Source organism: Reyranella sp. (assembly GCF_050185545.1).
Classification (GTDB): domain Bacteria; phylum Pseudomonadota; class Alphaproteobacteria; order Reyranellales; family Reyranellaceae; genus Reyranella.
In genome coordinates, this window is record NZ_JBFWZI010000047.1 from 1 (window position 1) to 19,584 (window position 19,584).

Annotated in this window: 20 protein-coding genes; 11 read left to right on the top strand and 9 right to left on the bottom strand. The window is 67.9% G+C overall.

Going from position 1 to position 19,584, the window contains the following annotated elements; genetic code table 11:
- Window positions 1-1,506: helicase HerA-like domain-containing protein (locus AB7O82_RS15190; RefSeq protein ID WP_428619717.1), on the bottom strand; the 1,506-nt coding region annotated here is incomplete at its 3' end.
- Between the two features lie 95 nt (window positions 1,507-1,601).
- Between AB7O82_RS15190 and AB7O82_RS15195 the strand changes: the two genes are divergently transcribed.
- On the top strand, window positions 1,602-2,531 hold the full coding sequence (locus tag AB7O82_RS15195) for a sugar phosphate isomerase/epimerase family protein (protein WP_428538951.1): 930 nt from the start codon (window positions 1,602-1,604) through the stop codon (window positions 2,529-2,531).
- 9 nt (window positions 2,532-2,540) lie between these two features.
- On the top strand, window positions 2,541-3,449 hold the full coding sequence (locus AB7O82_RS15200; RefSeq protein WP_428538949.1) for a PhzF family phenazine biosynthesis protein: 909 nt from the start codon (window positions 2,541-2,543) through the stop codon (window positions 3,447-3,449).
- Between the two features lie 96 nt (window positions 3,450-3,545).
- Here the strand turns inward: AB7O82_RS15200 and AB7O82_RS15205 are convergent, their stop codons facing one another.
- The 3 genes from AB7O82_RS15205 to AB7O82_RS15215 are packed head-to-tail and all read right to left on the bottom strand — an operon-like array spanning window position 3,546 to window position 5,641.
- Window positions 3,546-4,052 carry a hypothetical protein gene (locus tag AB7O82_RS15205; RefSeq protein WP_428538947.1) on the bottom strand — a complete coding sequence of 169 codons (507 nt, stop codon included), beginning with the start codon at window positions 4,050-4,052 and terminating at the stop codon, window positions 3,546-3,548.
- Window positions 4,049-4,711, bottom strand: coding sequence for a ribulose-phosphate 3-epimerase (gene rpe / locus AB7O82_RS15210; RefSeq protein WP_428538945.1), 663 nt, complete (start codon window positions 4,709-4,711; stop codon window positions 4,049-4,051). The genes AB7O82_RS15205 and rpe overlap by 4 nt, the downstream gene beginning before the upstream one ends.
- Window positions 4,712-4,732: 21 nt before the next feature.
- Entirely contained in the window at window positions 4,733-5,641 is a 909-nt protein-coding gene (locus AB7O82_RS15215) for a prephenate dehydratase (protein ID WP_428538943.1), read from the bottom strand.
- Between the two features lie 219 nt (window positions 5,642-5,860).
- Between AB7O82_RS15215 and AB7O82_RS15220 the strand changes: the two genes are divergently transcribed.
- Both AB7O82_RS15220 and hisN read left to right on the top strand, forming a co-directional pair.
- Window positions 5,861-6,391 carry a c-type cytochrome gene (locus AB7O82_RS15220; protein ID WP_428538941.1) on the top strand — a complete coding sequence of 177 codons (531 nt, stop codon included), beginning with the start codon at window positions 5,861-5,863 and terminating at the stop codon, window positions 6,389-6,391.
- Between the two features lie 8 nt (window positions 6,392-6,399).
- The gene (gene hisN / locus AB7O82_RS15225; RefSeq protein ID WP_428538939.1) at window positions 6,400-7,221 is read left to right on the top strand and encodes a histidinol-phosphatase; all 822 of its coding nucleotides are present in this window, start codon (window positions 6,400-6,402) and stop codon (window positions 7,219-7,221) included.
- Between the two features lie 97 nt (window positions 7,222-7,318).
- Here the strand turns inward: hisN and AB7O82_RS15230 are convergent, their stop codons facing one another.
- Window positions 7,319-7,840, bottom strand: coding sequence for a GNAT family N-acetyltransferase (locus tag AB7O82_RS15230; protein WP_428538937.1), 522 nt, complete (start codon window positions 7,838-7,840; stop codon window positions 7,319-7,321).
- 95 nt (window positions 7,841-7,935) lie between these two features.
- Here AB7O82_RS15230 and AB7O82_RS15235 point away from each other — a divergent pair, with 95 nt between their 5' ends.
- The 7 genes from AB7O82_RS15235 to hisH all read left to right on the top strand — a co-directional run bounded on the left by AB7O82_RS15235 (window position 7,936) and on the right by hisH (window position 14,434).
- Window positions 7,936-8,397 carry a Spy/CpxP family protein refolding chaperone gene (locus AB7O82_RS15235; RefSeq protein ID WP_428538935.1) on the top strand — a complete coding sequence of 154 codons (462 nt, stop codon included), beginning with the start codon at window positions 7,936-7,938 and terminating at the stop codon, window positions 8,395-8,397.
- A 32-nt stretch (window positions 8,398-8,429) separates the two neighbouring features.
- The gene (locus AB7O82_RS15240) at window positions 8,430-9,116 is read left to right on the top strand and encodes a response regulator (protein WP_428538933.1); all 687 of its coding nucleotides are present in this window, start codon (window positions 8,430-8,432) and stop codon (window positions 9,114-9,116) included.
- Window positions 9,117-9,347: 231 nt separating this feature from the next.
- On the top strand, window positions 9,348-10,598 hold the full coding sequence (locus AB7O82_RS15245; protein WP_428619718.1) for a sensor histidine kinase: 1,251 nt from the start codon (window positions 9,348-9,350) through the stop codon (window positions 10,596-10,598).
- Window positions 10,599-10,636: 38 nt separating this feature from the next.
- Window positions 10,637-11,911 carry an acyl-CoA dehydrogenase family protein gene (locus tag AB7O82_RS15250; protein ID WP_428619719.1) on the top strand — a complete coding sequence of 425 codons (1,275 nt, stop codon included), beginning with the start codon at window positions 10,637-10,639 and terminating at the stop codon, window positions 11,909-11,911.
- A 154-nt stretch (window positions 11,912-12,065) separates the two neighbouring features.
- Window positions 12,066-12,977, top strand: coding sequence for a DMT family transporter (locus AB7O82_RS15255; RefSeq protein ID WP_428538927.1), 912 nt, complete (start codon window positions 12,066-12,068; stop codon window positions 12,975-12,977).
- A 46-nt stretch (window positions 12,978-13,023) separates the two neighbouring features.
- Window positions 13,024-13,683, top strand: coding sequence for an imidazoleglycerol-phosphate dehydratase HisB (gene hisB, locus AB7O82_RS15260; protein WP_428538925.1), 660 nt, complete (start codon window positions 13,024-13,026; stop codon window positions 13,681-13,683).
- Between the two features lie 97 nt (window positions 13,684-13,780).
- Window positions 13,781-14,434: an imidazole glycerol phosphate synthase subunit HisH gene (gene hisH / locus AB7O82_RS15265; RefSeq protein ID WP_428538923.1), complete on the top strand. Its 654-nt coding sequence runs from the start codon at window positions 13,781-13,783 to the stop codon at window positions 14,432-14,434.
- A 37-nt stretch (window positions 14,435-14,471) separates the two neighbouring features.
- On the opposite strand, the gene AB7O82_RS15270 is transcribed toward hisH, so the two are convergent.
- The 4 genes from AB7O82_RS15270 to AB7O82_RS15285 form a co-directional block, all read right to left on the bottom strand.
- The gene (locus tag AB7O82_RS15270) at window positions 14,472-15,821 is read right to left on the bottom strand and encodes a paraquat-inducible protein A (RefSeq protein WP_428538921.1); all 1,350 of its coding nucleotides are present in this window, start codon (window positions 15,819-15,821) and stop codon (window positions 14,472-14,474) included.
- A gap of 7 nt (window positions 15,822-15,828) precedes the next feature.
- Window positions 15,829-16,401 carry a PqiC family protein gene (locus AB7O82_RS15275; protein ID WP_428619721.1) on the bottom strand — a complete coding sequence of 191 codons (573 nt, stop codon included), beginning with the start codon at window positions 16,399-16,401 and terminating at the stop codon, window positions 15,829-15,831.
- A gap of 5 nt (window positions 16,402-16,406) precedes the next feature.
- Window positions 16,407-18,101, bottom strand: a complete 1,695-nt coding sequence (locus tag AB7O82_RS15280; protein WP_428538917.1) for an intermembrane transport protein PqiB — start codon at window positions 18,099-18,101, stop codon at window positions 16,407-16,409.
- 79 nt (window positions 18,102-18,180) lie between these two features.
- Complete coding sequence (locus tag AB7O82_RS15285; protein WP_428538915.1) at window positions 18,181-19,392, bottom strand: patatin-like phospholipase family protein; 1,212 nt, start codon at window positions 19,390-19,392, stop codon at window positions 18,181-18,183.
- Between the last annotated feature and the right edge of the window lie 192 nt (window positions 19,393-19,584).

Below are 19,584 nucleotides of genomic sequence, written 5' to 3' on the forward strand. Positions count from 1 at the left end.
GGGCGGCGGAGCGGCCGGGTCACGCCCAGCGTCGCGCAGCCGGGGGCGCGGTCGCGGGCGTGCCGGTTCCGGCGGCTCGGCCGGCTCGGTTTGCGGGATGCGCGTGCGTCCCCATGGCCCGGGGGAGGACGGCGCCTCGGATGCAGGCGGCGGGGCGGCGTCGTACTGGCCGCGGCGGCCGGGCCGTGCCGCCGGCGCCCCGTCGTCGGGCGCGATCTGGCCGCCGCTCGCGCGGCCGGTCAGCACCTCGTAGGCCGATTCGCGGTCGACTTCGCGCTCGTACTTGCCGGCAAGAGGGCTCGCCTTGACGATTGCGGCGCGCTCGGGCTCGCTCGCCGGCCCGATGCGGCCGCGCGGCGGTGCGATCAGGCATCGCTCGACCGGCTCGGGCACGCCCTTGGCGTCGAGGAAGGAGACCAGCGCCTCGCCGACGCCCAGCTCCTGGATGGCTTCAACGGCATTGAATTTCCTGTTCGGACGGAACGTCTCGGCGGCGGTCTTGACCGCCTTCTGGTCCCTGGGCGTGAAGGCGCGCAGGGCATGCTGGACGCGGTTGCCGAGTTGGCCCAGCACCGACTCGGGCACATCGAGCGGATTCTGGGTGATGAAGTAGACGCCGACGCCTTTCGACCGGATGAGCCGCACCACCTGCTCGATCTTGTCGACCAGCGCCTTGGGCGCGTCGTCGAACAAGAGATGCGCCTCGTCGAAGAAGAACACGAATCTCGGCCGGTCGACGTCGCCGACCTCGGGCATGATCTCGAACAGCTCGGACAGGAGCCACAGCAGGAAGGTGGCGTAGAGCCGCGGGCTCTGCATCAGCCGGTCGGCGGCAAGGATGTTTATGTAGCCCGAGCCTGTGCTGTCGCGGCCGATCATGTCCTTGAGGTCGAGCGCCGGCTCGCCGAAGAAGCGCTCGCCGCCCTGCTGCTCCAGCGTCAGAAGCGCGCGCTGGATGGTGCCCACGGTCTGCTTGCTGACATTGCCGTAGCGCGTGGTGAGCGAGCCGGCATTCTCCGCCGTCCATTGCAGCACGCTCTGCAGATCCTTGAAGTCGAGCAGCAGCAGACCCTGCTCGTCGGCGACCTTGAAGACGATGTTCAGCACGCCTTCCTGGGTGGCGTTGAGCTGCAGCAGCCGCGCCATCAGCACCGGCCCGATCTCGGTGACGGTCGTGCGCACGGGATGGCCGCGCTCGCCGAACAGGTCCCAAAAGATCGTCGGGAAGGCGCGGCCCGAGTAGCTGTCGATCCCGAGCTGCCTCGCCCGCTCGACCGCACGCGGATTGTCGCCACCGGCCTGGGCGATGCCCGACAGGTCGCCCTTAACATCGGCCATGAAGACCGGCACGCCATAGGCCGAGAAACCTTCGGCGATGGTCTGCAACGTCACCGTCTTGCCGGTGCCGGTGGCGCCGGCGATCAGGCCGTGACGGTTGGCGTATTTCAGGAGGAGGAACTGGTCGGCATCGCTCGCCCCCACGAAGATCGCCGTATCGTCGCTCATGCCAATCTCCTAGAGGCCAGGCTCCTCAAGGGCTCACGCCTCGGATCGTCCAATCGACTTTAGCCAAAGATCGGGAAGCATAGTAGGCTCGCGCCATGCCTCTTCCCCGCCTCGCTCTTTCCGTCATCGGTGATGAAATCGGACCGTCGCTCGACGAGATGATTTCGTTCGCCCACGAGCACGGGCTGAAACGGCTCGACATGCGCACGGTCGACGGCCGCAACCTGCTCGGCATGAAGAAGGAGGAGGTCATCGCCATCAGCCGCAAGCTCGAGAAGGCCGGCCTGACCGTGCCTGCCTTCGTGTCGCCCATGTTCAAATGGCAGGCGCCGGGCAAGTCGACCGCAGGCGGCAAGGTCGATTTCGCCTTCGATCCCGATTCGTGCCCGGCCGAGAACATTGCCGATCATGCCATGGAGGTCGCCGTGATCCTGGGCGCACCCCACATGCGGATTTTCAGCTACCTGCGCTATCCCGGCTTTCGCCCGGCCGATTTCGGCCGGCTGAGCAAGGATGTCGGCAAGCTGCATTCCCTCGCCCATCATTTCGACATCACCCTGCAGGTCGAGAACGAGCCGGTCTGCAACATCGGCAGCATCGCCGAGCTTGCCAACTTCTTCGCGACGGTGCCATGGCTGCCGATGGGCGGCGACGAGGAGATCGAGGAGATCGAGGCGGAGGATATCCGCGAGCCGCCGCAGCGCTACGTTCGGCCGTTGGTCGATATCGCCAATGCCTGGTCGCTCGGCGTCCCGCCAAGCGATTCCGACATCGCCACGCTGGCGCCGCTGACGACGGCGATTCATCTCAAGGACCGCAACCTCGAAGCGCGCCGCACGGTTCCCCTGGGCGACGGCGACGTGCCGTGGCCGGCCGAGCTCGAGCGCCTGCTGAGCGGCGTCAAGGCTCCCGAGGTTCTGGCCAGCATCGAGACCCATTGCCCGCAGAATGGTCGCGAGGCGACGGCGCGGTCGATCGAAGGGTTGCGCCGCATCGCCCGGGACGTCGGCGTCGAGATCGTCTAGGTCGGGTTCATGCGCAGCTTTTCCTTCGTCACGGTCGACGTCTTCACCGACCGCCGGTTCGGCGGCAATCCGCTGGCCGTGCTGCCCGACGCAAGCGGTCTCGGCGACGCCGAGATGCAGTCGCTGGCGGCCGAGTTCAATCTCAGCGAGACGACTTTCGTCCTGCCGCCGAGCGACCCTGCCAACACGGCGCGCGTGCGCATCTTCAACCGGACGGCGGAGATGCCCTTCGCCGGCCATCCCAATGTCGGTACCGGATGGGTGCTGGCCGGGCTGGGCCGCGACCGCGCCGGCGTGCTGCGCTTCGAGGAGATTGCCGGCCTGGTCGAGGTGCAGGTGCAACGCGACGGCGCCCGCGCGACGCCGCGCGCCGTCACCATCGCGGCCCCCCAGCCGCTGTCACTTGGCCCCGAGATGCCGGTCGACCTGCTGGCCGGGTGCGTCGGCCTGGCAGCCGAGGACGTCGTCGTGGCAGCGCACCGGCCGGTCGTGGCGTCGGTCGGCAATGCCTTCGTCATTGCCGAGGTGACCGGTTCGGCGCTTTCGCGGGCGACGCCCGACATCGCGCGCTTCAAGGCGGCGCACGAGGCCTTTCCGGTGCTCGGCCCACGCCGGCTGCCGCTCTACCTGTATGCCCGCGACAGCGAGGCCGGCGGCGCCGCACGCCTTCGGGCGCGCATGTTCTCGCCACTCTCCGGCACGCTCGAGGATGCGGCGACCGGCAGCGCCGCGACGCCACTGGCGGCGCTGCTCCTATCCCTCACCCAGGACCGCGAGCGCCGTTACGACATCACCCAGGGTGTCGAGATGGGCCGGCCCAGCCTGCTGCTCAGCACCGCCCATCGCGCCGCCGACGGCATCCGCGCCACCGTGGGCGGCGGCTGCGTCGCGGTTCAGCAGGGCGAGATCGAGCTGTAGCGGCGGCGTTCAAGTTCTTCCGAACCGCGGGCGTCTCGCCCGCTCATGAATCTGAGCGAGCGAGACGCTCGCGGTCCAGAAGACCATGAACGCCCGTCAGGGAATATGGACCGTCGCCAGCGCGACCATGATGGCGAAGCCCGCACCTCCCGCCACGGCGAGGTGCCAGGCGCGCGAATAGAGGCGCGTGCGCAAGGTCACCAGCTCGCCGATCCTTTCGAGCGCGGCGTCGTCGAAGGTGGGCTCGCCGGCGTCCCTGTGATCGAGGCGGCCGCCGAAGAAATTCCATTCGACGTTGATCACCGGAAAGGCGAAGCCGCAGCTCAGCACGCTTGCCAGCAGGCTGAGATGTCCGATCACCACGCCGACCGCCTTCACGATCGCATTGGACTGGGCGAACGGCTCGGTGGCGCTCACGATCACGAGGTAGGCGAGCGCCGCCACGACGATCGAATTGAACCGCAGCAGGACCGAGGTCTTCGAATCGAGCGTCGAGAGCAGGCGGTCGAGACGGTCCCAGGCCTTGACCCGCGCCTTCTCCTCGGGCGTTCCCGTGTCGACCTCGAGGCGGGCGATGGCCAGAGCGTGACGGTCGACCTTCATCCGCGCAGGGCCTCGATATTGGCGGCGTAGCGCGCCGGTCCACCGCTGAACACCGCCGTGCCCGCCACCAGGGCGTCGGCGCCGGCCTCGATGCAGCGCTTCGCCGTCTCGGGATTGACGCCGCCATCGACCTCGAGATCGATCGGCTTGCCGAGCGCGTCGATCGCCCGGCGAACCGTCGCGATCTTGGGAAGCTGGCTCTCGATGAAGGTCTGACCGCCATAGCCCGGGTTGACCGTCATCACCATGACCAAGTCGAGCTCGGCCAGCACCGGCTCGACGACGGCGACCGGCGTCGCCGGGTTGAGAACCATCCCTGCCCGCTTGCCCAGGCTCTTGATCAGCTGCAGCGTGCGATGGACGTGCGGCCCTGCCTCGGGGTGAAACGAGATCGTGTCGGCGCCGGCCTCGACATAGGCCGGCAGCAGCGGATCGACCGGCGAGATCATGAGATGGACATCGAACGGGCGGGGACTGTGCCGGCGCAGCGCCTTCACGACCATCGGGCCGATCGTGAGATTGGGGACGAAGTGGCCGTCCATGACATCGACATGGATCCAGTCGGCACCGGCCGCCGTCACCGCCTCGACCTCGCGGCCCAGGGCGGCGAAATCGGCCGACAGGATCGACGGGGCGATGCGGACCGGCTGCTGTGCCATGGCGCTGTCTCGACGCTCGCCTCAGGTGCCCGGGCGGGTCGGCGCCTGCCAGCCGCGGCGCCGGAAAGGATGGGCGGGGAACGTGCCGAGCGGCTTGAATTCCTCGGAGAAGAAGGCGAGTTCCTCGAGCGCGAGCTGCAGGGCGCGCTGCTCGGGATGGCCTTCGACCTCGGCATAGAACTGCGCCTGCTCGAAATGCGCACCGGACAGGTAGCTCTCCAGCTTGACGATGTTGATGCCGTTGGTCGCGAAGCCGCCCAGCGCCTTGTAGAGCGCCGCCGGCACGCTCTTCACGCGGAACAGGAAGGCGGTCATGCACTGCACGGTGCGCCAGTCGGGCGCCGCCTCGTCGCGCGAGAACACCAGCATGCGCGTGGTGTTGTGGTCGGCATCCTCGATGTTGCGCGCCAGCACCTTGAGCTCGTAGATGCGGGCGGCGAGCGAGGAGGCAATGGCACCGATCTGCGGATCGCCATCCTCGGCGATCTCGCGCGCCGCCCCTGCCGTGTCGGCATGGACAAGCGGTTGCAAGCGGTGCTTCTTCAGGAAGTTGCGGCACTGCGCCAGCGCCTGGACGTGGCTCTTCACCGTCTTGATGCTCTTGAGCGTGGCGCCCGGCAGTGCGACCAGACAATGCTCGACGCGCTGGAAGTGCTCGGCGACGATCTTGAGCCGGGTATGGGGAAGCAGGCTGTGCAGGTCGGCGACCCGGCCGGCGATCGAGTTCTCGACCGGGATCATGGCGAGCTCCGCCCGGCCCGCCTGGACGGCGCCCATCGCCGCCTCGAAGGTCGGGCACGGCAGCGTCGTCATGTAGGGGTAGGCCGCCCGGCAGGCCATGTCTGAGTTGGCGCCGGCCTCGCCCTGGAAGGCGATCGTGTTCACCGCATCGCCGCGCCGCCCACCGCCGTTGCCCCGCCTCTTCGCCATCGTCCCCGCCTTCGCCGTCACGCCATCGATATCCAGGCGAGCGGCTGTTTCGCCCGCCAAACATGCCCCGTCAACCACCCGTCGATTAGCGAAAAACCTCGCAATTTCCGGGGCTTGCGACGTTCCGCCGCGCGAGCCCGACGACGTGATCGGATACTACTGGCGGCGCGGCGGGCGTGCTACAGCAACGCCCTGACTTTTTGGCGCTTGGGATCGGATATGGCCAGTTTCAACACGGTTGCCGGCTGCGTACTTGCCTCGGCCCTCTTCGCGATGGTGGTGGGCAAGGTCTCCAACGCCGTCGTTCATCCGCACAAGCTGGACAAGCCTGCGATCGCGGTCAGCGAGGAGGCACCGGCCGCCACGACCGCGGCCGCGCCCGCGGCGGAGCTGCCGCCGATCGGGCCGGAGCTCGCCAAGGCCAACGTCGACGCCGGCAAGGCGATCTTCCAGAAGCAGTGCTTCACCTGCCATACAGCCGACAAGGGTGGCGCGAACAAGGTCGGTCCGAATCTGTGGGGCATCGTCGGCCGCAAGAAAGCGAGCCACGGGGGCTTCAGCTATTCCTCGGCGATGCAGGCCAAGGGCGGCGACTGGACCTACGAGGACATCAACCATCTGATCTTCAAGCCGGCAGCCTACGTGAAGGGCACCAAGATGGCCTTCGCCGGTCTGCCCAAGCCGCAGGAGCGCGCCGACGTGATCGCCTACCTGCGCACCATGGCCGATACGCCCGCACCGCTGCCGTAGAGGCCGTCTTGGCCGGGCCGGTTCCCGCCGAGCTGGTCGCTCTCGCCAATCGCCTAGCCGACGCCGCGCGGCCGATCGTGGCGCGCTACTTCCGCAGCGGCGTCGTCGTGGACGACAAGACCGATGCCAGCCCCGTCACCATCGCCGATCGCGAATCCGAAACGGCGATGCGCGCCCTGCTCGACGCGCAGGTCCCGGCGCACGGCGTGTTCGGCGAGGAGCACGGCGCCGTGCGCACCGACGCCGACTACGTCTGGGTGCTCGATCCAATCGACGGCACCAAGGCCTTCATCACCGGCCTGCCGATCTTCGGCACGCTGATCGCGCTACTGCATCGCGGCGTGCCGGTGCTGGGCATCATCGATCAGCCGATCCTCGGCGAGCGCTGGCTGGGCGTGGCGGGCGAAACATCGACCTTCAACGGCCGGCCGATCGGCGTGCGCGCCTGCGGAGCACTCGACCGGGCCTACATGTACTCGACCGCGCCGATCATGTTTCCCGGCGCCTTCGAGAAGCGCCACGAGGCGCTGACGCAGCGCGTAAAACTGTTCCGCTGGGGCGGCGACTGCTACGCCTACGGCCTGCTGGCGTCCGGCCATGTCGACCTGGTGGTCGAGAACTCGCTCAAGCTCTACGACTTCGCCGCCCTGGTGCCGGTGATCCTGGGCGCCGGCGGCCTGATCACCGACTGGCGCGGCCAGGCCCTCGACGTCAATTCCGACGGCTCCGTCATCGCTGCCGGCGACGCCGCGATCCATCGCGCTGCGATCGAGATCCTGACCAGCGACGCAGCGCCGGCGGCGCCCGAGGCACGACGCGGCGTGGGCTGACGTTCTTCGCTGGGAGCGCGCCACTCCGATGGCGCTCATAGGATGTGTAACCGGCAGGAAGAGCGCCATCGGAGTGGCGCGCTCCCCGCGATGAAGATCAACCCGTCTGCGCCTGCCAGGTCGGGCGATCGATATCGAACCACACGACGTCCTTGAAGCTCTTGTATTCGACGCGGCGGCGATAGGTGAGGCCGATGCGCTTCATCACGGCTTGCGATGCGTGATTGTCGGGCAAAGTGATGGCGAAGATCAGGTCGAGCGCCAGGGTCTCGAAGCCGAAGGCGAGCGCCGCGCGCGCCACCTCGGTGGCGTAGCCCTTGCCCCAGGCATCGGGATGCAGCGCCCACAGCACCTCGGTCTGTCCGAATTCCGGGACGAAGTTCAACCCGCCGTGGCCGATCAATCCGCCGTCTCGGAAAATTCCCCACGGCGCACGCTGGCGCTCGTGCCACGCCGTGGCGAAGCGTTTGATGGTCGCCCGCGCCGACTCCACGGGATCGCCCGACGCCGGCGGCAGCCACTGGGCGACTTGCGGATGGAAGCGCATGGCGGCGTAGGCTTCGGCGTCGGCCGGCCCCAGCGGTCGCAGGGTCAGGCGCTCGGTCTGCAGCAGGGTCATCTTTACCAAACTTTACACGGCCGAGAGGTTGGCGAAACCGGCCAGGTCCATATCGCAGCCACGGGAAGAACCCCGCAAGGCTCAGGAGAATCCAAATGGCAACCATTGGCATTAAGACGATGATGGGGGCGCTGCTGGCCGGCAGCTTGGCGATCGGTGCTGGCGACATCGCCTTCGCCCGCGGCAGCGGCGCCGGCCACGACCCGGCGCACTTCCAGCAGCGCATCGAGAAGCGCGTCGACAAGGCCCTGTCGGGCACCGACGCGACGGCCGAGCAGAAGGCCAAGGTGCGCGAGATCGTGCAGGCCGCGTTCACGGACATGAAGGCGTTCCGCGACCAGCGCGTCGAGAACCGCAAGGCGATGGAGGCCGCAATGCAGGCGCCGACCATCGATCCGGCGAAGATCGAGCAGATCCGCGTCGCCCAGATGAAGATCGCCGACGACACGTCGAAGCGCTTCACCAAGGCGATGATCGACGCCGGCAACGTGCTGAGCGCCTCGCAGCGCCAGGCCTTCTTCAAGAGCTGGGGCGAGCACTTCGGCAAGCGCGGATGACATCCGGGCCGGCTCGGCCCGATACTGTGGCCATGGCCGAGCGCATCCTGATGATCGATGACGACAGCCGCCTCGCCGGGATGGTCTCCGACTATCTCGGCGGGGCGGGCTTTCGCGTCACCGTCGCCGGCACCGCTCAGTCGGGCGAGGCGCTGCTCAAGCGCGAGGCGTTCGACGCGGTCATCCTCGATCTCATGCTGCCCGATGCCGACGGCCTCGATCTCTGCCGCCGGCTGCGCGGCACGACCGACGTGCCGATCCTGATGCTGACGGCACGGGGCGAGCCGATGGACCGAGTCGTCGGACTGGAGATCGGCGCCGACGACTATCTCGCCAAGCCGTTCGAGCCGCGCGAGTTGCAGGCCCGACTGCGGGCCATCCTGCGGCGCAAGGGCGGCTTGGTGAAATCCGAGACGCTGCGCTTCGGGCGGCTGGAGATCGACAAGGGCGCACGGGTCGCTCGGGTCGACGGCGAGGAACGCACCATCACCTCCTACCAGTTCGCGCTCCTGCTGGCGCTCGCCGAACGCGCCGGCCGCGTGCTGTCGCGCGAGGCGCTGATGGACCTGCTGAAGGGCGAGAAGCTCGAAGCCTTCGATCGTTCCGTCGACGTCCACGTGTCGCGCATCCGCGCCGCGATCGAGGACGACCCGAAGAAGCCGCGCCGCATCCTCACGGTGCGCGGCGCCGGCTACGTCTTCGCCCGGGATCAGGATTGATGAGGGGCGCTTCATCCTCCTCCCCAGCAAAGCTGTGGAGGTGTCCGCGTCTTCGCGGACGGAGGGGTCATGCGCTGGGAGCGCGCCACTCCCGTGGCGCTCATGGGATGTGTGGTCAGCAAGAAGAGCGCCATCGGAGTGGCGCGCTCCCACCCATGACCCCTCCGTCGCCGTGTGACGGCGACACCTCCCCAGCGGAGCTGGGGAGGACTCTGACGCTCGCCTAGCCTCATGCACCGCCTTTACCTCCAATTCTACATGACCATCCTGGTGGTGCTGGCGGTGTTCGTCGGCGCCGTGGCGGTTCTGTGGTGGGTTGCCGAGGACGAGGCACGCACGCCGCAGTATCTCGACGTTGCCGCCGAGTTGACCGGCGCCTTGCTGCCCGAGGCCGATGCGCCGCTCGCCGAGCAGCGCAAGGCGCTCGAGGCGCTGCACCGCAAGCTCCGCTTCGACCTCGCCCTCTACCAGAAGAATGGCGACATGATCGCCATGGCGGGCCGGCCGCCGCCGCGCTTCGATCCCGGACGCGCCCGCACCGGCTGGCGGCGCGGGCCGGGCGGTCCGAACTTCACCCTCCACCTGCCGGATGGCCGCTGGCTGGTCGCACGGCAGGTTCGTGAGCGCCCCAATCCGATCTTCTGGGTCACCGCATTCCTCGCCCTGGTCGCCCTCGCCGTCGCCGTCGGCGCCTACCCGATCGTGCGCGGGCTCAGCCGGCGCCTCGAGAGGCTGAAGGACGGCGTCGAACGCTTCGGCAGCGACCTCGGCGCGCGGGTCAGGGTCGAGGGCCGCGACGAGGTGGCGGCGCTGGCCGCGAGCTTCAACCGCTCGGCGCAGCGCATCGAGGAGCTGGTGGCGGCGCACCGCCTGCTGCTCGCCAACTGCAGCCACGAGTTGCGCACGCCGCTCGCCCGCATCGCAGTCGCCGCCTCGCTGCTGGGCGACGGCGCCGACCCGAAGACCCGTCAATCGCTGAAGCAGGACATCGACGAGCTCGATCAGCTGATCGAGCAGATCCTGCTGGCAAGCCGGCTGGAGGCGCTGCCCATCCTGGAGCAGCTCGAGCCGGTCGACCTCCTGGCTCTGGTGGCCGAGGAAGCCGCGCGCTACGACCTCGAGGCAACGGGAACTCCCGTCACGGTGTCGGGCGACCGCCTGCTGCTGCGCCGCCTGATTCGCAACCTGATCGAGAATGCGCGGCGGCATGGCGGCGACGGGCCGATCAGCCTGTCGGTGGAACGCGCCGGCGAGCGCGCCGTGCTCGAGGTTTCCGATCGCGGCCCCGGCGTCCCCGAAGCGGAAAGGCAGCGCATCTTCGAGCCGTTCTATCGTCCGGCCGGCAGCCGGGAGAGCGGCCGTGGCAGCGGGCTCGGCCTGGCGCTCGTTCTCGACATCGCCCGCCGCCATGGCGGCAACGCCGTTTGCTTGGCGGCAGACGGCGGCGGCAGCCGCTTCCGCGTCGACCTGCCAGCCACCTAAGATGCCGGTGAACGGTCGTTCGCCGGAGGAGGCAGCCCATGGATTTCGACATTCCCGCCGACATCTCGGCCTACCTGCGCGAGCTCGACGACTTCATCGAGCGCGAGATCCGGCCGCTCGAGCGCGAGAACGACAACATTCGCTTCTTCGACCATCGTCGCGAGCACGCCCGCACCGACTGGGACAATGACGGCCAGCCGCGCCATGAATGGGAGGCCCTGCTGGCCGAGATGCGCCGCCGCGCCGACAAGGCGGGTCATTTGCGCTTCGCGCTGCCGAAGGAGCTGGGCGGCAAGGACGGCTCCAACCTCGCCATGGCGATCATCCGCGAGCATCTCGCCCACAAGGGGCTCGGCCTGCACAACGACCTGCAGAACGAGAGCTCGATCGTCGGCAATTTCCCGGTGGCGCTGCTGCTGCATCGCTTCGGCACCAGGGAGCAGAAGGAGCGCTATCTCGAAGGCATGCTGACCGGCAAGGAGCGCATCGCCTTCGGCCTGACGGAGCCCAACCATGGCTCCGACGCCACCTTCATGGAGACCACTGCCACGAAGCAGGGCGGCGACTGGGTGATCAACGGCATGAAGCGGTTCAACACCGGCATGCACACCGCCACGGTCGACCTGGTGTTCGCCCGCACATCGGGCAAGCCGGGCGACGCGCGCGGCATCTCGGCCTTCCTGACGCCGGTCACGTCGCCGGGCTTCAAGGTCGAGCACATGTGGTGGACCTTCAACATGCCGTCCGACCATGCCGAGGTGTCGCTCACCAACGTCAAGGTGCCGGCGTCGTCCATGCTGGGCGAGGAAGGCCGCGGCCTCGACGTCGCCCAGACCTTCGTGCACGAGAATCGCATCCGCCAGGCCGCCTCGAGCCTCGGCGCCGCGCAGTACTGCATCGACATGTCCGTGGCCTACGCCCGGAACCGCAAGGTGTTCGGCAAGGCGCTGGCCAGCAACCAGGCGATCCAGTTCCCGCTCGCGGAGCTGCATACCGAGGCCGAGATGACGCGCGGGCTGGTGCGCAAGACGGCCTGGCATCTCGATCGCCAGCACCACATGCAGGTCAGCGAATGGGTGGCGATGTCGAACTACCGCGCCAATCGCCTGGTCTGCGAAGCGGCCGACCGCGCCATCCAGGTCCATGGCGGCGTCGGCTACTCGCGCCACACGCCGTTCGAGCACATTTATCGCCACCACCGGCGCTATCGCATCACCGAGGGTTCCGAGGAGATCCAGATCCGCCGCGTCGCCGGCGCACTGTTCGGCTTCTGGGGCGCCCAGAAGGCGTCGACGGCGCCACGCGAGGGGTGACGCTCTTTTCTCTCTCCTCCCCAGCTTCGCTGGTACAGGTGTCCGCGTCTTCGCGGACCTGCCTTCGCCGAAGCGAAGCCGCTTCGGCGAAGGCAGGTCGCGGTATGACGGCGACACCTCCCCAGCGGAGCTGGGGAGGAGGTAAGCTCACCCCTTGTCCGCCAAGCCTTCCCGTTTCACCGGCGACGCCGTGATGGTCGCCACGACCATGCTGCTCGGGTCGAGCTATCCGTTTGCCAAGGATGTGCTCGCCGTCATGAGCCCGCTGCTCTACAGCGCGTCGCGCTATCTCGTGGCCGGCCTGTTCCTGCTCGCCGTCGTGGCGCTGATGCGCCGGCCGATCGCCCTGCCGCGGCGCGACTGGGTGCCGATCGTCGTTCTGTCGCTGGTCGGCGTCGGCCTGTTCCAGGCCTGCTGGGGCCTGGCGATGGCCCGCACGCCGCCGTCCGTCGGCTCGATCGTCATGACCACGACCACCGCCTTCTCGGCCATCCTGGCGTGGTTCGGCGGTCGCCGGCTGCCTGTCCTGGGCTGGACCGGCATCGCGATCGCCTTCGCCGGCGTGGTCGTGGTGGTCAACAATTCGCTCAGCGCCTGGACCCTGTCCCCGGGCGGCCTCGACGGCGTCGGGCTGTGGCTACTCGCCGCCTTCGCCTGGGCGCTCTATGTCGAGCGCGGCGCGCCCTACAATCTCCGGCTTGGGGCGCTGCCGGTCATGGCCTGGACGACCCTGATCGGCTCCCTGCTCCTGATGCCGATCGCCCTGCTCTTCGACTCGCTGGGCGAGTTCGGCCGGCTCGACGACCGGCTTCTGGGCTACTGGCTCTACACGGCGATCTTTCCGGTCGGCGTCGCCTTCCTCGGCCTGACCGTCGGGCTCGACCGGCTCGGGGTCAGCCGGGTCATGGTCTACATGTACCTGATCCCGATCGCCGGAGTCGGCCTGTCAGCCGCGTTTTTCGGCGATCCGCTGACGCCGGCCCGGGTGTTGGGCGGGCTGGTGGTGCTGCTGGGCGTCATTCTGACGCGTCTCGCGCTCGACCGCGCGGCGCGCCTTCCTGTATGAACGGGGCCGGCCCACTTAGGGCTCCAAGGCGAAAGGACACGCAGGAATGGCCCGCCCGGCCAGGAAAAAGGCGCCTCCCCAGGCCACGACCGAGATCCTCGTCACCCCCGGACAGGGCGGGCGGCGGGCGTTCGTCGCGCGGGCGACCAAGGAGACGCGCATCGCCGCCGCCATAAATCTCGACGGCACCGGCAAGTACGACATCGAGACCGGCATCGGTTTCCTCGACCACATGCTCGAGCAGCTGAGCCGCCACAGCCTGATCGACATCACGCTGCGCGCCGAGGGCGACCTGCATATCGACTATCACCATACGACCGAGGACAGCGGCATAGTGCTCGGCGAGTGCCTGGCCAAGGCGCTGGGCGACCGCGCCGGCATCCGCCGCTACGGCGCCGCCCACATCCCGATGGACGAGACACTGACCGAGGTGGCGCTCGATGCCTCCAACCGGCCATACCTCGTCTGGAAGGTGACTTTCAGCAAGCCCAAGCTCGGCACGATGGATACCGAGCTGTTCAAGGAATGGTTCCAGGCCTTCGCCCAGCTGGGTGGCCTCACCCTGCATGTCTGGAACCATTACGGCGAGAACAACCACCACATCGTCGAGAGCTGCTTCAAGGGTCTTGCCCGGGCGCTGCGCATCGCGGTCGAGATCGATCCGCGGCAGGCCTCGGCGGTGCCCAGCACCAAGGGCGTGCTCTGACGAAACCACATCGCCTAAAGCACATTCTGTTTGGCCGGCAGCCGAACGGGATGTGCCTCTTGCAACAACCACTCCCCGCGCGCGCTCCAGGGCTTCCATGACTGTCGCCATCGTCGATTACGGCTCCGGCAACCTGCGGTCTGCCGCCAAAGCCTTCGAACGCGCCGCCCGCGAGAGCGGGCTGGACGACCGCGTGCTGGTGACCGCCAACCCGCACGACGTCGCCGCCGCCGATCGAATCGTGCTGCCCGGCGTCGGCGCCTTCGCCGACTGTCGCGCCGGCCTGTATGGTGTCCCCGGGATGGTCGACACCCTGCAGCGCGAGGTCATCGAGCGCGGCAAACCGTTCCTCGGCATCTGCGTCGGCATGCAGCTCATGGCCACGCGTGGCGTCGAGTACGGCGTGCATGCCGGACTCGACTGGATCGACGGCGACGTGGTGCGCATAGACCCCAAGCGCGGATCGGGCACCACCGTCCTGAAAATCCCGCATATGGGCTGGAACGAGCTGTCGGATCTCGCGCCGCATCCCCTGCTGGCCGGCATCGCGCCCAGAGATCACGCCTATTTCGTCCACTCCTTCCAGCTCGAGGCGCGCAAACGGGAGACTGTCCTGGCGCTGACCGACTACGGGGGGCCGATCACCGCCATGGTGGGCCGCGACAATGTCGCCGGCACCCAGTTCCACCCGGAGAAGAGCCAGGCGACGGGGTTGCGCCTGATCACCAACTTCCTGCGCTGGAAGCCGTGAGGTTGTGCCCCCCCGATTACGGGGGGAGGAAAATGAGTCACCGCGCCGGCTCCGCCGAAACACCGCTCGGCCGGCCCGATGGCAGCGGCTGGTGGGCATTGCGGCCGGCGGCGTCCCACATCAGGCGGGGATCGAAGGCTTCGGCGGCGAAGATGGTGATGAACACGACGGCGCAGAAGGCGAGCGCACCGATGCCGGGCTCGATGGTGACGGCGTTGCCGAACTGGACGAGGGCGCCCAGCAGCGATTCCATGAAGATGTCGACCATCGACCAGCGTCCGACCCAGGCGACGATGTGATAGAGCACCGTGCGTTCGCGCAGCAGGATGCCGGCTCCCGCTTCCGGATGCCCGAGCTGGACGGCCAGCAGCATGACCACCAGGGCGAGCAGCTTGAACATCGGCACCAGGATGCTGGCGAAGAAGACGAGCAGCGCCAACGGGTACATCTGCGCAGCGAGCAGCTCCTCGACCCCGCCCATGATGGTGCTGGGCTGGCCCGCCCCCAGCTGGATCACGGTGAGCACCGGATAAACGTTGGCGGGCACATAAAGCACGGCGGCGGCGATGACCAGGGCCCAGGTGCGCGAGATGCTGCCGGGCTTGCGTTCGTGCAGCGTCGAGCCGCAGCGCGGGCAATGGCCATCGCCATCGGCCGGAACCGACACCAGGCCGCAGCCCTCGCAGCCGACCGAGCCGGGCCGCAGGTGGAGCAGCGACGGCGAGTCGGTGCGCGGGGGCATCGGCGCGTGGGTCTGGCCGCGCCGCTCGATCTCCTCCCACACCGCCTGGGGATCGAGGGCGAGCTCTGCCCAGACGATCACCACGGTGAGCGCGGCCAGGGCATAGACGGCGGCGCCGAGCTCGATCGTCACCAGGTCGCCGAGCTTGGTATAGGCGACGAACACGCCGAGCAGCAGCACCTCGAGCATCGCCCACAGGCCGATCTTCCGCGAGATCAGGAAGATGCCGCGCAGGTTGGGCGGCAGCACGCTCATCTTGAGGCCAATGAGCACGTAGATCGTGCCGAGAAACTTGATCAGCGGGGCGATCGCGGTGGTGAAGGCGACGGCGATCGCGAGCGGCCACAGGCCACGATTGACCAGCTCGAGCGGACCCGACTCCAGCGTGGTCGCGTGCACGATGCCGGCGGTCGAGACCTTCATCAGCATCGCAAGCCACACCACCGCGAACAGCGCCAGACTGGCGAAGGTCAATGCCAGATGATGGTTCAGCGGGTCGGCCCGCGTGAAGCGCAGCGCGGTGCCGCATCGCTGGCAGTTGCAGCGCAGGTTCGGCGCCATCGCCGGCACGACCTGGAACAGGCCGCAACCCGGGCATTCGTGCAGCTGGGCCCGAGTCACCGGCGTGGCGCTTGCCTCCGCCATGGCGCGGCTAGGGCTGCAGCAGGGCGGCAATGCCGTCGGCGAGCTCGCCCACCGCATCGCTGATCGCCGCCACCAGGCCCCGGATGTCAGGAGCAGGCGTCGGCCTGGAAATCGAGAAGTTGCGTGCCGCCATGCGCCGTGGACGATTGAACTCCGCGGCGACCTGGGCATTGAGGATGAGCGTCCCCGCCTTGTCGGCATCGAGCCGCTGGATGTTGACGCCGACCACGACATTGGGATCGACCGATATCGCGCCGCTCTCGGCATAGACCGAGCTGTTGGGCAGGCGCTGGCCAAGCTCGCTTACAAGAACGCGCGCCAGCATGGCGCCGAGCGACTCGCCCCACCAGTCGTTCGCCATGATGTCGAGCTTGAAGCCCTCGGACGACCGCACGATCTCGCGACGGTCGAGGTAGCTCGCGAGCCCTATATCCTTGACCATCACGATCTTGGGACCGGCCGGGAGGGTCGGGCCGGTCCGCGACACGATCGTGTAGTAGTTCGGTTCGGGGGACGCACCGCAGGCAGCCGCCACCAGCGGCAGGGCGAGACTCGCGAGCTTGCGTCGGCCGAGAGTCATCGCAATCATTCCTTGCCGGTGTTGGTCCGGCCCTTGATCAGGGCTTCGGGATGGCGCGACAGGAGGTCGGCCAAGGCCCGGATCGAGCGCGCGGTGTCGTTGAGCTGCGGCAGCAGGCGATCGAGATCGCGCCGGAAACGCGAATCGTCGCCATAGCCTGCATTGAGCGAGGCGAACAGCCGCCTGGCACCGGCCAGCGATTCCTGGAGCTGCGCGGCGATCTCCGGCAGGCGCTTCATCGCCGGCGTGCCGCCCTGGTCGAGCTTCCTGGCGATGTCCTGGACATCGAGCATGGCCTTCTCGAGTGCCGCCAGCGTCGTTTTGATCTGCGGGCCGTTGATGGTGTTGTCGAGACCGGTCGCGGCGCCCGAGATGCTCTTGCCGATACCATCGAAGTCGATGCGGTTGATCTTCGACAGGAGCTCTGCGGCGGAACGCGTGATGCTGTCGAAGCCACCCGCCTCGATCGCCGGGATGATGAAGATGTCGCCGTCGCGCTTCAGCTCCGCTGGCGGGGCGTCGGGCATCATCTGCAGGGCGACGATCTTGGAGCCGCTGATCAGGCTCGGCGCCTCCAGGGTGGCGCGCAGGCCGCGCTTGATCATCTCCTCGGCGAGCTTGCCCGGCTCGAGGCCCTTCACGGTGGCGATCCCGGTGACCCGGTCGGCCTCGACCCGGTAATGCACCGGAGCGACGATGCGATCCTTCGCCGGGTCATAGACGAGCCCGACGGAGGTCACCTCGCCGACCTTGAGACCATACAGTGTCACCTCGGCCCCGACCGACAGGCCGGCGACCGAACCGGGGAAGTAGGACAGGAGTTCCAACTGGTGCCCGAAGCCCGCCGTGCGCGCTGCTTCGCGGCTCGAGTAGAGGTGGAAGGTTTGATAGGGCTTGGCGGCCGCCTGCTTCGAGTCCGAGGGGGTGTCGAAGGCGACGCCGCCGAGCAGCACGGCGCGCAGCGATTCGACCTGAACGGAGATGCCCTCGGCGCCGAACTTGATGTTCATCCCCGAGGCGTTCCAGAACGTCGTGTCGAGGTGGACATACTGGTCGTAGGGTGCACGCACGAAGGCGTGAATGGTGACGTTCTCGGCCAGAGTAACCAGATCCCAGCCGAGCACCATGCCGACCTCGACATCGCGAAAGAATACTGGCGAGCCGAGGCTGATCGATCCCAGCCTGTGGGTCTGCAGCTTGAAGACCGTGCCCTTGGCCCATGCCCGCAGGATCGGCGGATCCTCCTCGCCGACGAAATCGCGCTTCGGCTGGCCCGTGGCGGTCGGCTGCGGCCGCATGCCAATGTAGGAGCCGGACAGCAGCGTATCGAGCCCGGTGATGTTGCCGGCGAAGAGCTGCGGCTTGACGACCCAGAAGATCGTCGTGTCGAGCAGCAACGGCTCGGCTTCGCGCGTCGTCTCCACCGTCACCTCGACGTGCGACAGGTCGGACGCGATGGCTATGCTCTTCACCGTGCCCATCACCACGTTCTTGTACTTGAGCTGCGACTGGCCGGCGGTCAGCCCGGCGGCCGTCTCGAAGCTGATCGTGATGGTCGGACCGCGCTTGGAATAGGTGTCCCACGCCAGCCAGGCGCCGATCAGCCCGGTGAGCAGCGGGACGATCCATACGAGGGGAATCCGGCGACGCCGGCGAACTGGCGCCGTCGGCAATGGTGCCGGTTCTGCGGTGTCGGTCATGTCCCCCCTGCGACAGCCTCCGCGGGCGAAGGTAGCTCAATTCGCCCGACCTGCAAGCACCGCTGGCCCGTTCGGTCCGTCAAATAATCGGGGGCCTCTTCGCCCAATTGTAGCCGTGCTCGGACTTCCTGTAGCCGTAGTCGAACAGGGCGCGCATGTACCGTGGTTCGAAGGGCTCCGTCAGCTCCATGTCGAAGTCGCGACCTATGTAGGCGAGGTTGTAGCCGACCCCGTCGCGCAGCGTGGTGTTGTAGATGCGGATAACGTCGTTGTAGCCGGACGCGGCAATCATGGTCGAGATGGCCCGGCCGGCGATGCCGAGGGTGCGGCGCTCGACCGTCGCCCATTCCGGGTCGAGCCGCCCGTTGCGGATGATGTAGGCATTTGCCTCGATGACCGGCTGGCCGCGGCGCTTGCGCTCCAGTCGATTCTCCGTCAGCGCCGCCGGGTAGAGGAAAGTCTGGGCGAAGGCGCCACCGTCGACATGCATCTCCTGATACGTCTTACCGTCCATCGTCACGTCGAGCATGGTGGGCGGAAAGGCACCCGGAATCGCCGCCGAGGCGAGCAGGATGCGGCGAATGGTTTCAACCGCCTTGGGATGACCGCTCTTGGCGATCGCGCCGACGTTCCAGATCACCGGCACCTGGGCATCGAGGTCGGTCGAGCCGATGAACAGCAGGCGTCCGGCGTCGTAGGCGGCGGCAATGGCGCGGATCATCCGGTCGTCGAGATATTTCGAGATGGTCTGGTAGAGCGGCTCGTTGTCGGCCATCGCGTCGCTGAACACGGCGGCGAGGAGGCGCCGCTTCGACAATATCTGGCTGGCGCTGGTCTCGGTATAGACGGCTCGCAGCTGCGGATCGTACTCCGGCCCCAGGAAGGCAAACGGGGCCGACAGGGCGCCGGTGCTGACGCCAGTGACGAGATCGAACACCGGCCGGGTGCCCTGCGCGGTCCAGCCGCACAGCAGCCCCGCCCCGAAGGCGCCGTTCTCGCCACCGCCCGAGATGGCGAGAAACTGCAGCTTGGACATGTCGGCGACCGATCGCGCGCCCCGAGCCTTCATCTGCGCCAGCATCGCGGCCATGAACTCCGATTCGAGCGGGCCCGCCCCCGAGGCCAGAAAGAAGCGCTCGTTCTTGAGGCCGAGAACGGTAGCCTTGGTGGTGCTGCCGAGTGGCACCGGCGGGCCACGGTCAGGCAGATCACACCCCGACAGAGCCGTCGTCCCAACGCCGCCTGCGGCAAGCCGCAGGAAGGCCCGCCTTGGTGGACGTTGCCATGACATCGGTGTCCCCCGCTCCACTCTGAGCATTCTCTTATTCCTTTTTCTTCGTCATCCCGAGAAGGGCGCTTGGCGTCGCAGGCGCGGCAGGCAGCCCGAAGGACCTGCCCTTCGACTGTGCTCGGGCAGGCGCTTCGCTGGATTTCGCTCGGGATGACGGTCTCTCCTGCCACATGCAAATGCCCGCCCCCGAGG

What these genes read in the sequence shown, in the direction of transcription:
- AB7O82_RS15280 (WP_428538917.1), bottom strand. Translation starts at nt 18,101, where the DNA reads ATGACCGACACCGCAGAACCGGCACCATTGCCGACGGCGCCAGTTCGC.
- AB7O82_RS15250 (WP_428619719.1), top strand. Translation starts at nt 10,637, where the DNA reads ATGGATTTCGACATTCCCGCCGACATCTCGGCCTACCTGCGCGAGCTC.
- AB7O82_RS15240 (WP_428538933.1), top strand. Translation starts at nt 8,430, where the DNA reads ATGGCCGAGCGCATCCTGATGATCGATGACGACAGCCGCCTCGCCGGG.
- rpe (WP_428538945.1), bottom strand. Translation starts at nt 4,711, where the DNA reads ATGGCACAGCAGCCGGTCCGCATCGCCCCGTCGATCCTGTCGGCCGAT.
- AB7O82_RS15200 (WP_428538949.1), top strand. Translation starts at nt 2,541, where the DNA reads ATGCGCAGCTTTTCCTTCGTCACGGTCGACGTCTTCACCGACCGCCGG.
- AB7O82_RS15270 (WP_428538921.1), bottom strand. Translation starts at nt 15,821, where the DNA reads ATGGCGGAGGCAAGCGCCACGCCGGTGACTCGGGCCCAGCTGCACGAA.
- AB7O82_RS15220 (WP_428538941.1), top strand. Translation starts at nt 5,861, where the DNA reads ATGGCCAGTTTCAACACGGTTGCCGGCTGCGTACTTGCCTCGGCCCTC.
- hisH (WP_428538923.1), top strand. Translation starts at nt 13,781, where the DNA reads ATGACTGTCGCCATCGTCGATTACGGCTCCGGCAACCTGCGGTCTGCC.
- AB7O82_RS15195 (WP_428538951.1), top strand. Translation starts at nt 1,602, where the DNA reads ATGCCTCTTCCCCGCCTCGCTCTTTCCGTCATCGGTGATGAAATCGGA.
- AB7O82_RS15215 (WP_428538943.1), bottom strand. Translation starts at nt 5,641, where the DNA reads ATGGCGAAGAGGCGGGGCAACGGCGGTGGGCGGCGCGGCGATGCGGTG.
- AB7O82_RS15245 (WP_428619718.1), top strand. Translation starts at nt 9,348, where the DNA reads ATGCACCGCCTTTACCTCCAATTCTACATGACCATCCTGGTGGTGCTG.
- AB7O82_RS15205 (WP_428538947.1), bottom strand. Translation starts at nt 4,052, where the DNA reads ATGAAGGTCGACCGTCACGCTCTGGCCATCGCCCGCCTCGAGGTCGAC.
- AB7O82_RS15275 (WP_428619721.1), bottom strand. Translation starts at nt 16,401, where the DNA reads ATGACTCTCGGCCGACGCAAGCTCGCGAGTCTCGCCCTGCCGCTGGTG.
- AB7O82_RS15285 (WP_428538915.1), bottom strand. Translation starts at nt 19,392, where the DNA reads ATGTCATGGCAACGTCCACCAAGGCGGGCCTTCCTGCGGCTTGCCGCA.
- hisB (WP_428538925.1), top strand. Translation starts at nt 13,024, where the DNA reads ATGGCCCGCCCGGCCAGGAAAAAGGCGCCTCCCCAGGCCACGACCGAG.
- AB7O82_RS15230 (WP_428538937.1), bottom strand. Translation starts at nt 7,840, where the DNA reads ATGACCCTGCTGCAGACCGAGCGCCTGACCCTGCGACCGCTGGGGCCG.
- AB7O82_RS15235 (WP_428538935.1), top strand. Translation starts at nt 7,936, where the DNA reads ATGGCAACCATTGGCATTAAGACGATGATGGGGGCGCTGCTGGCCGGC.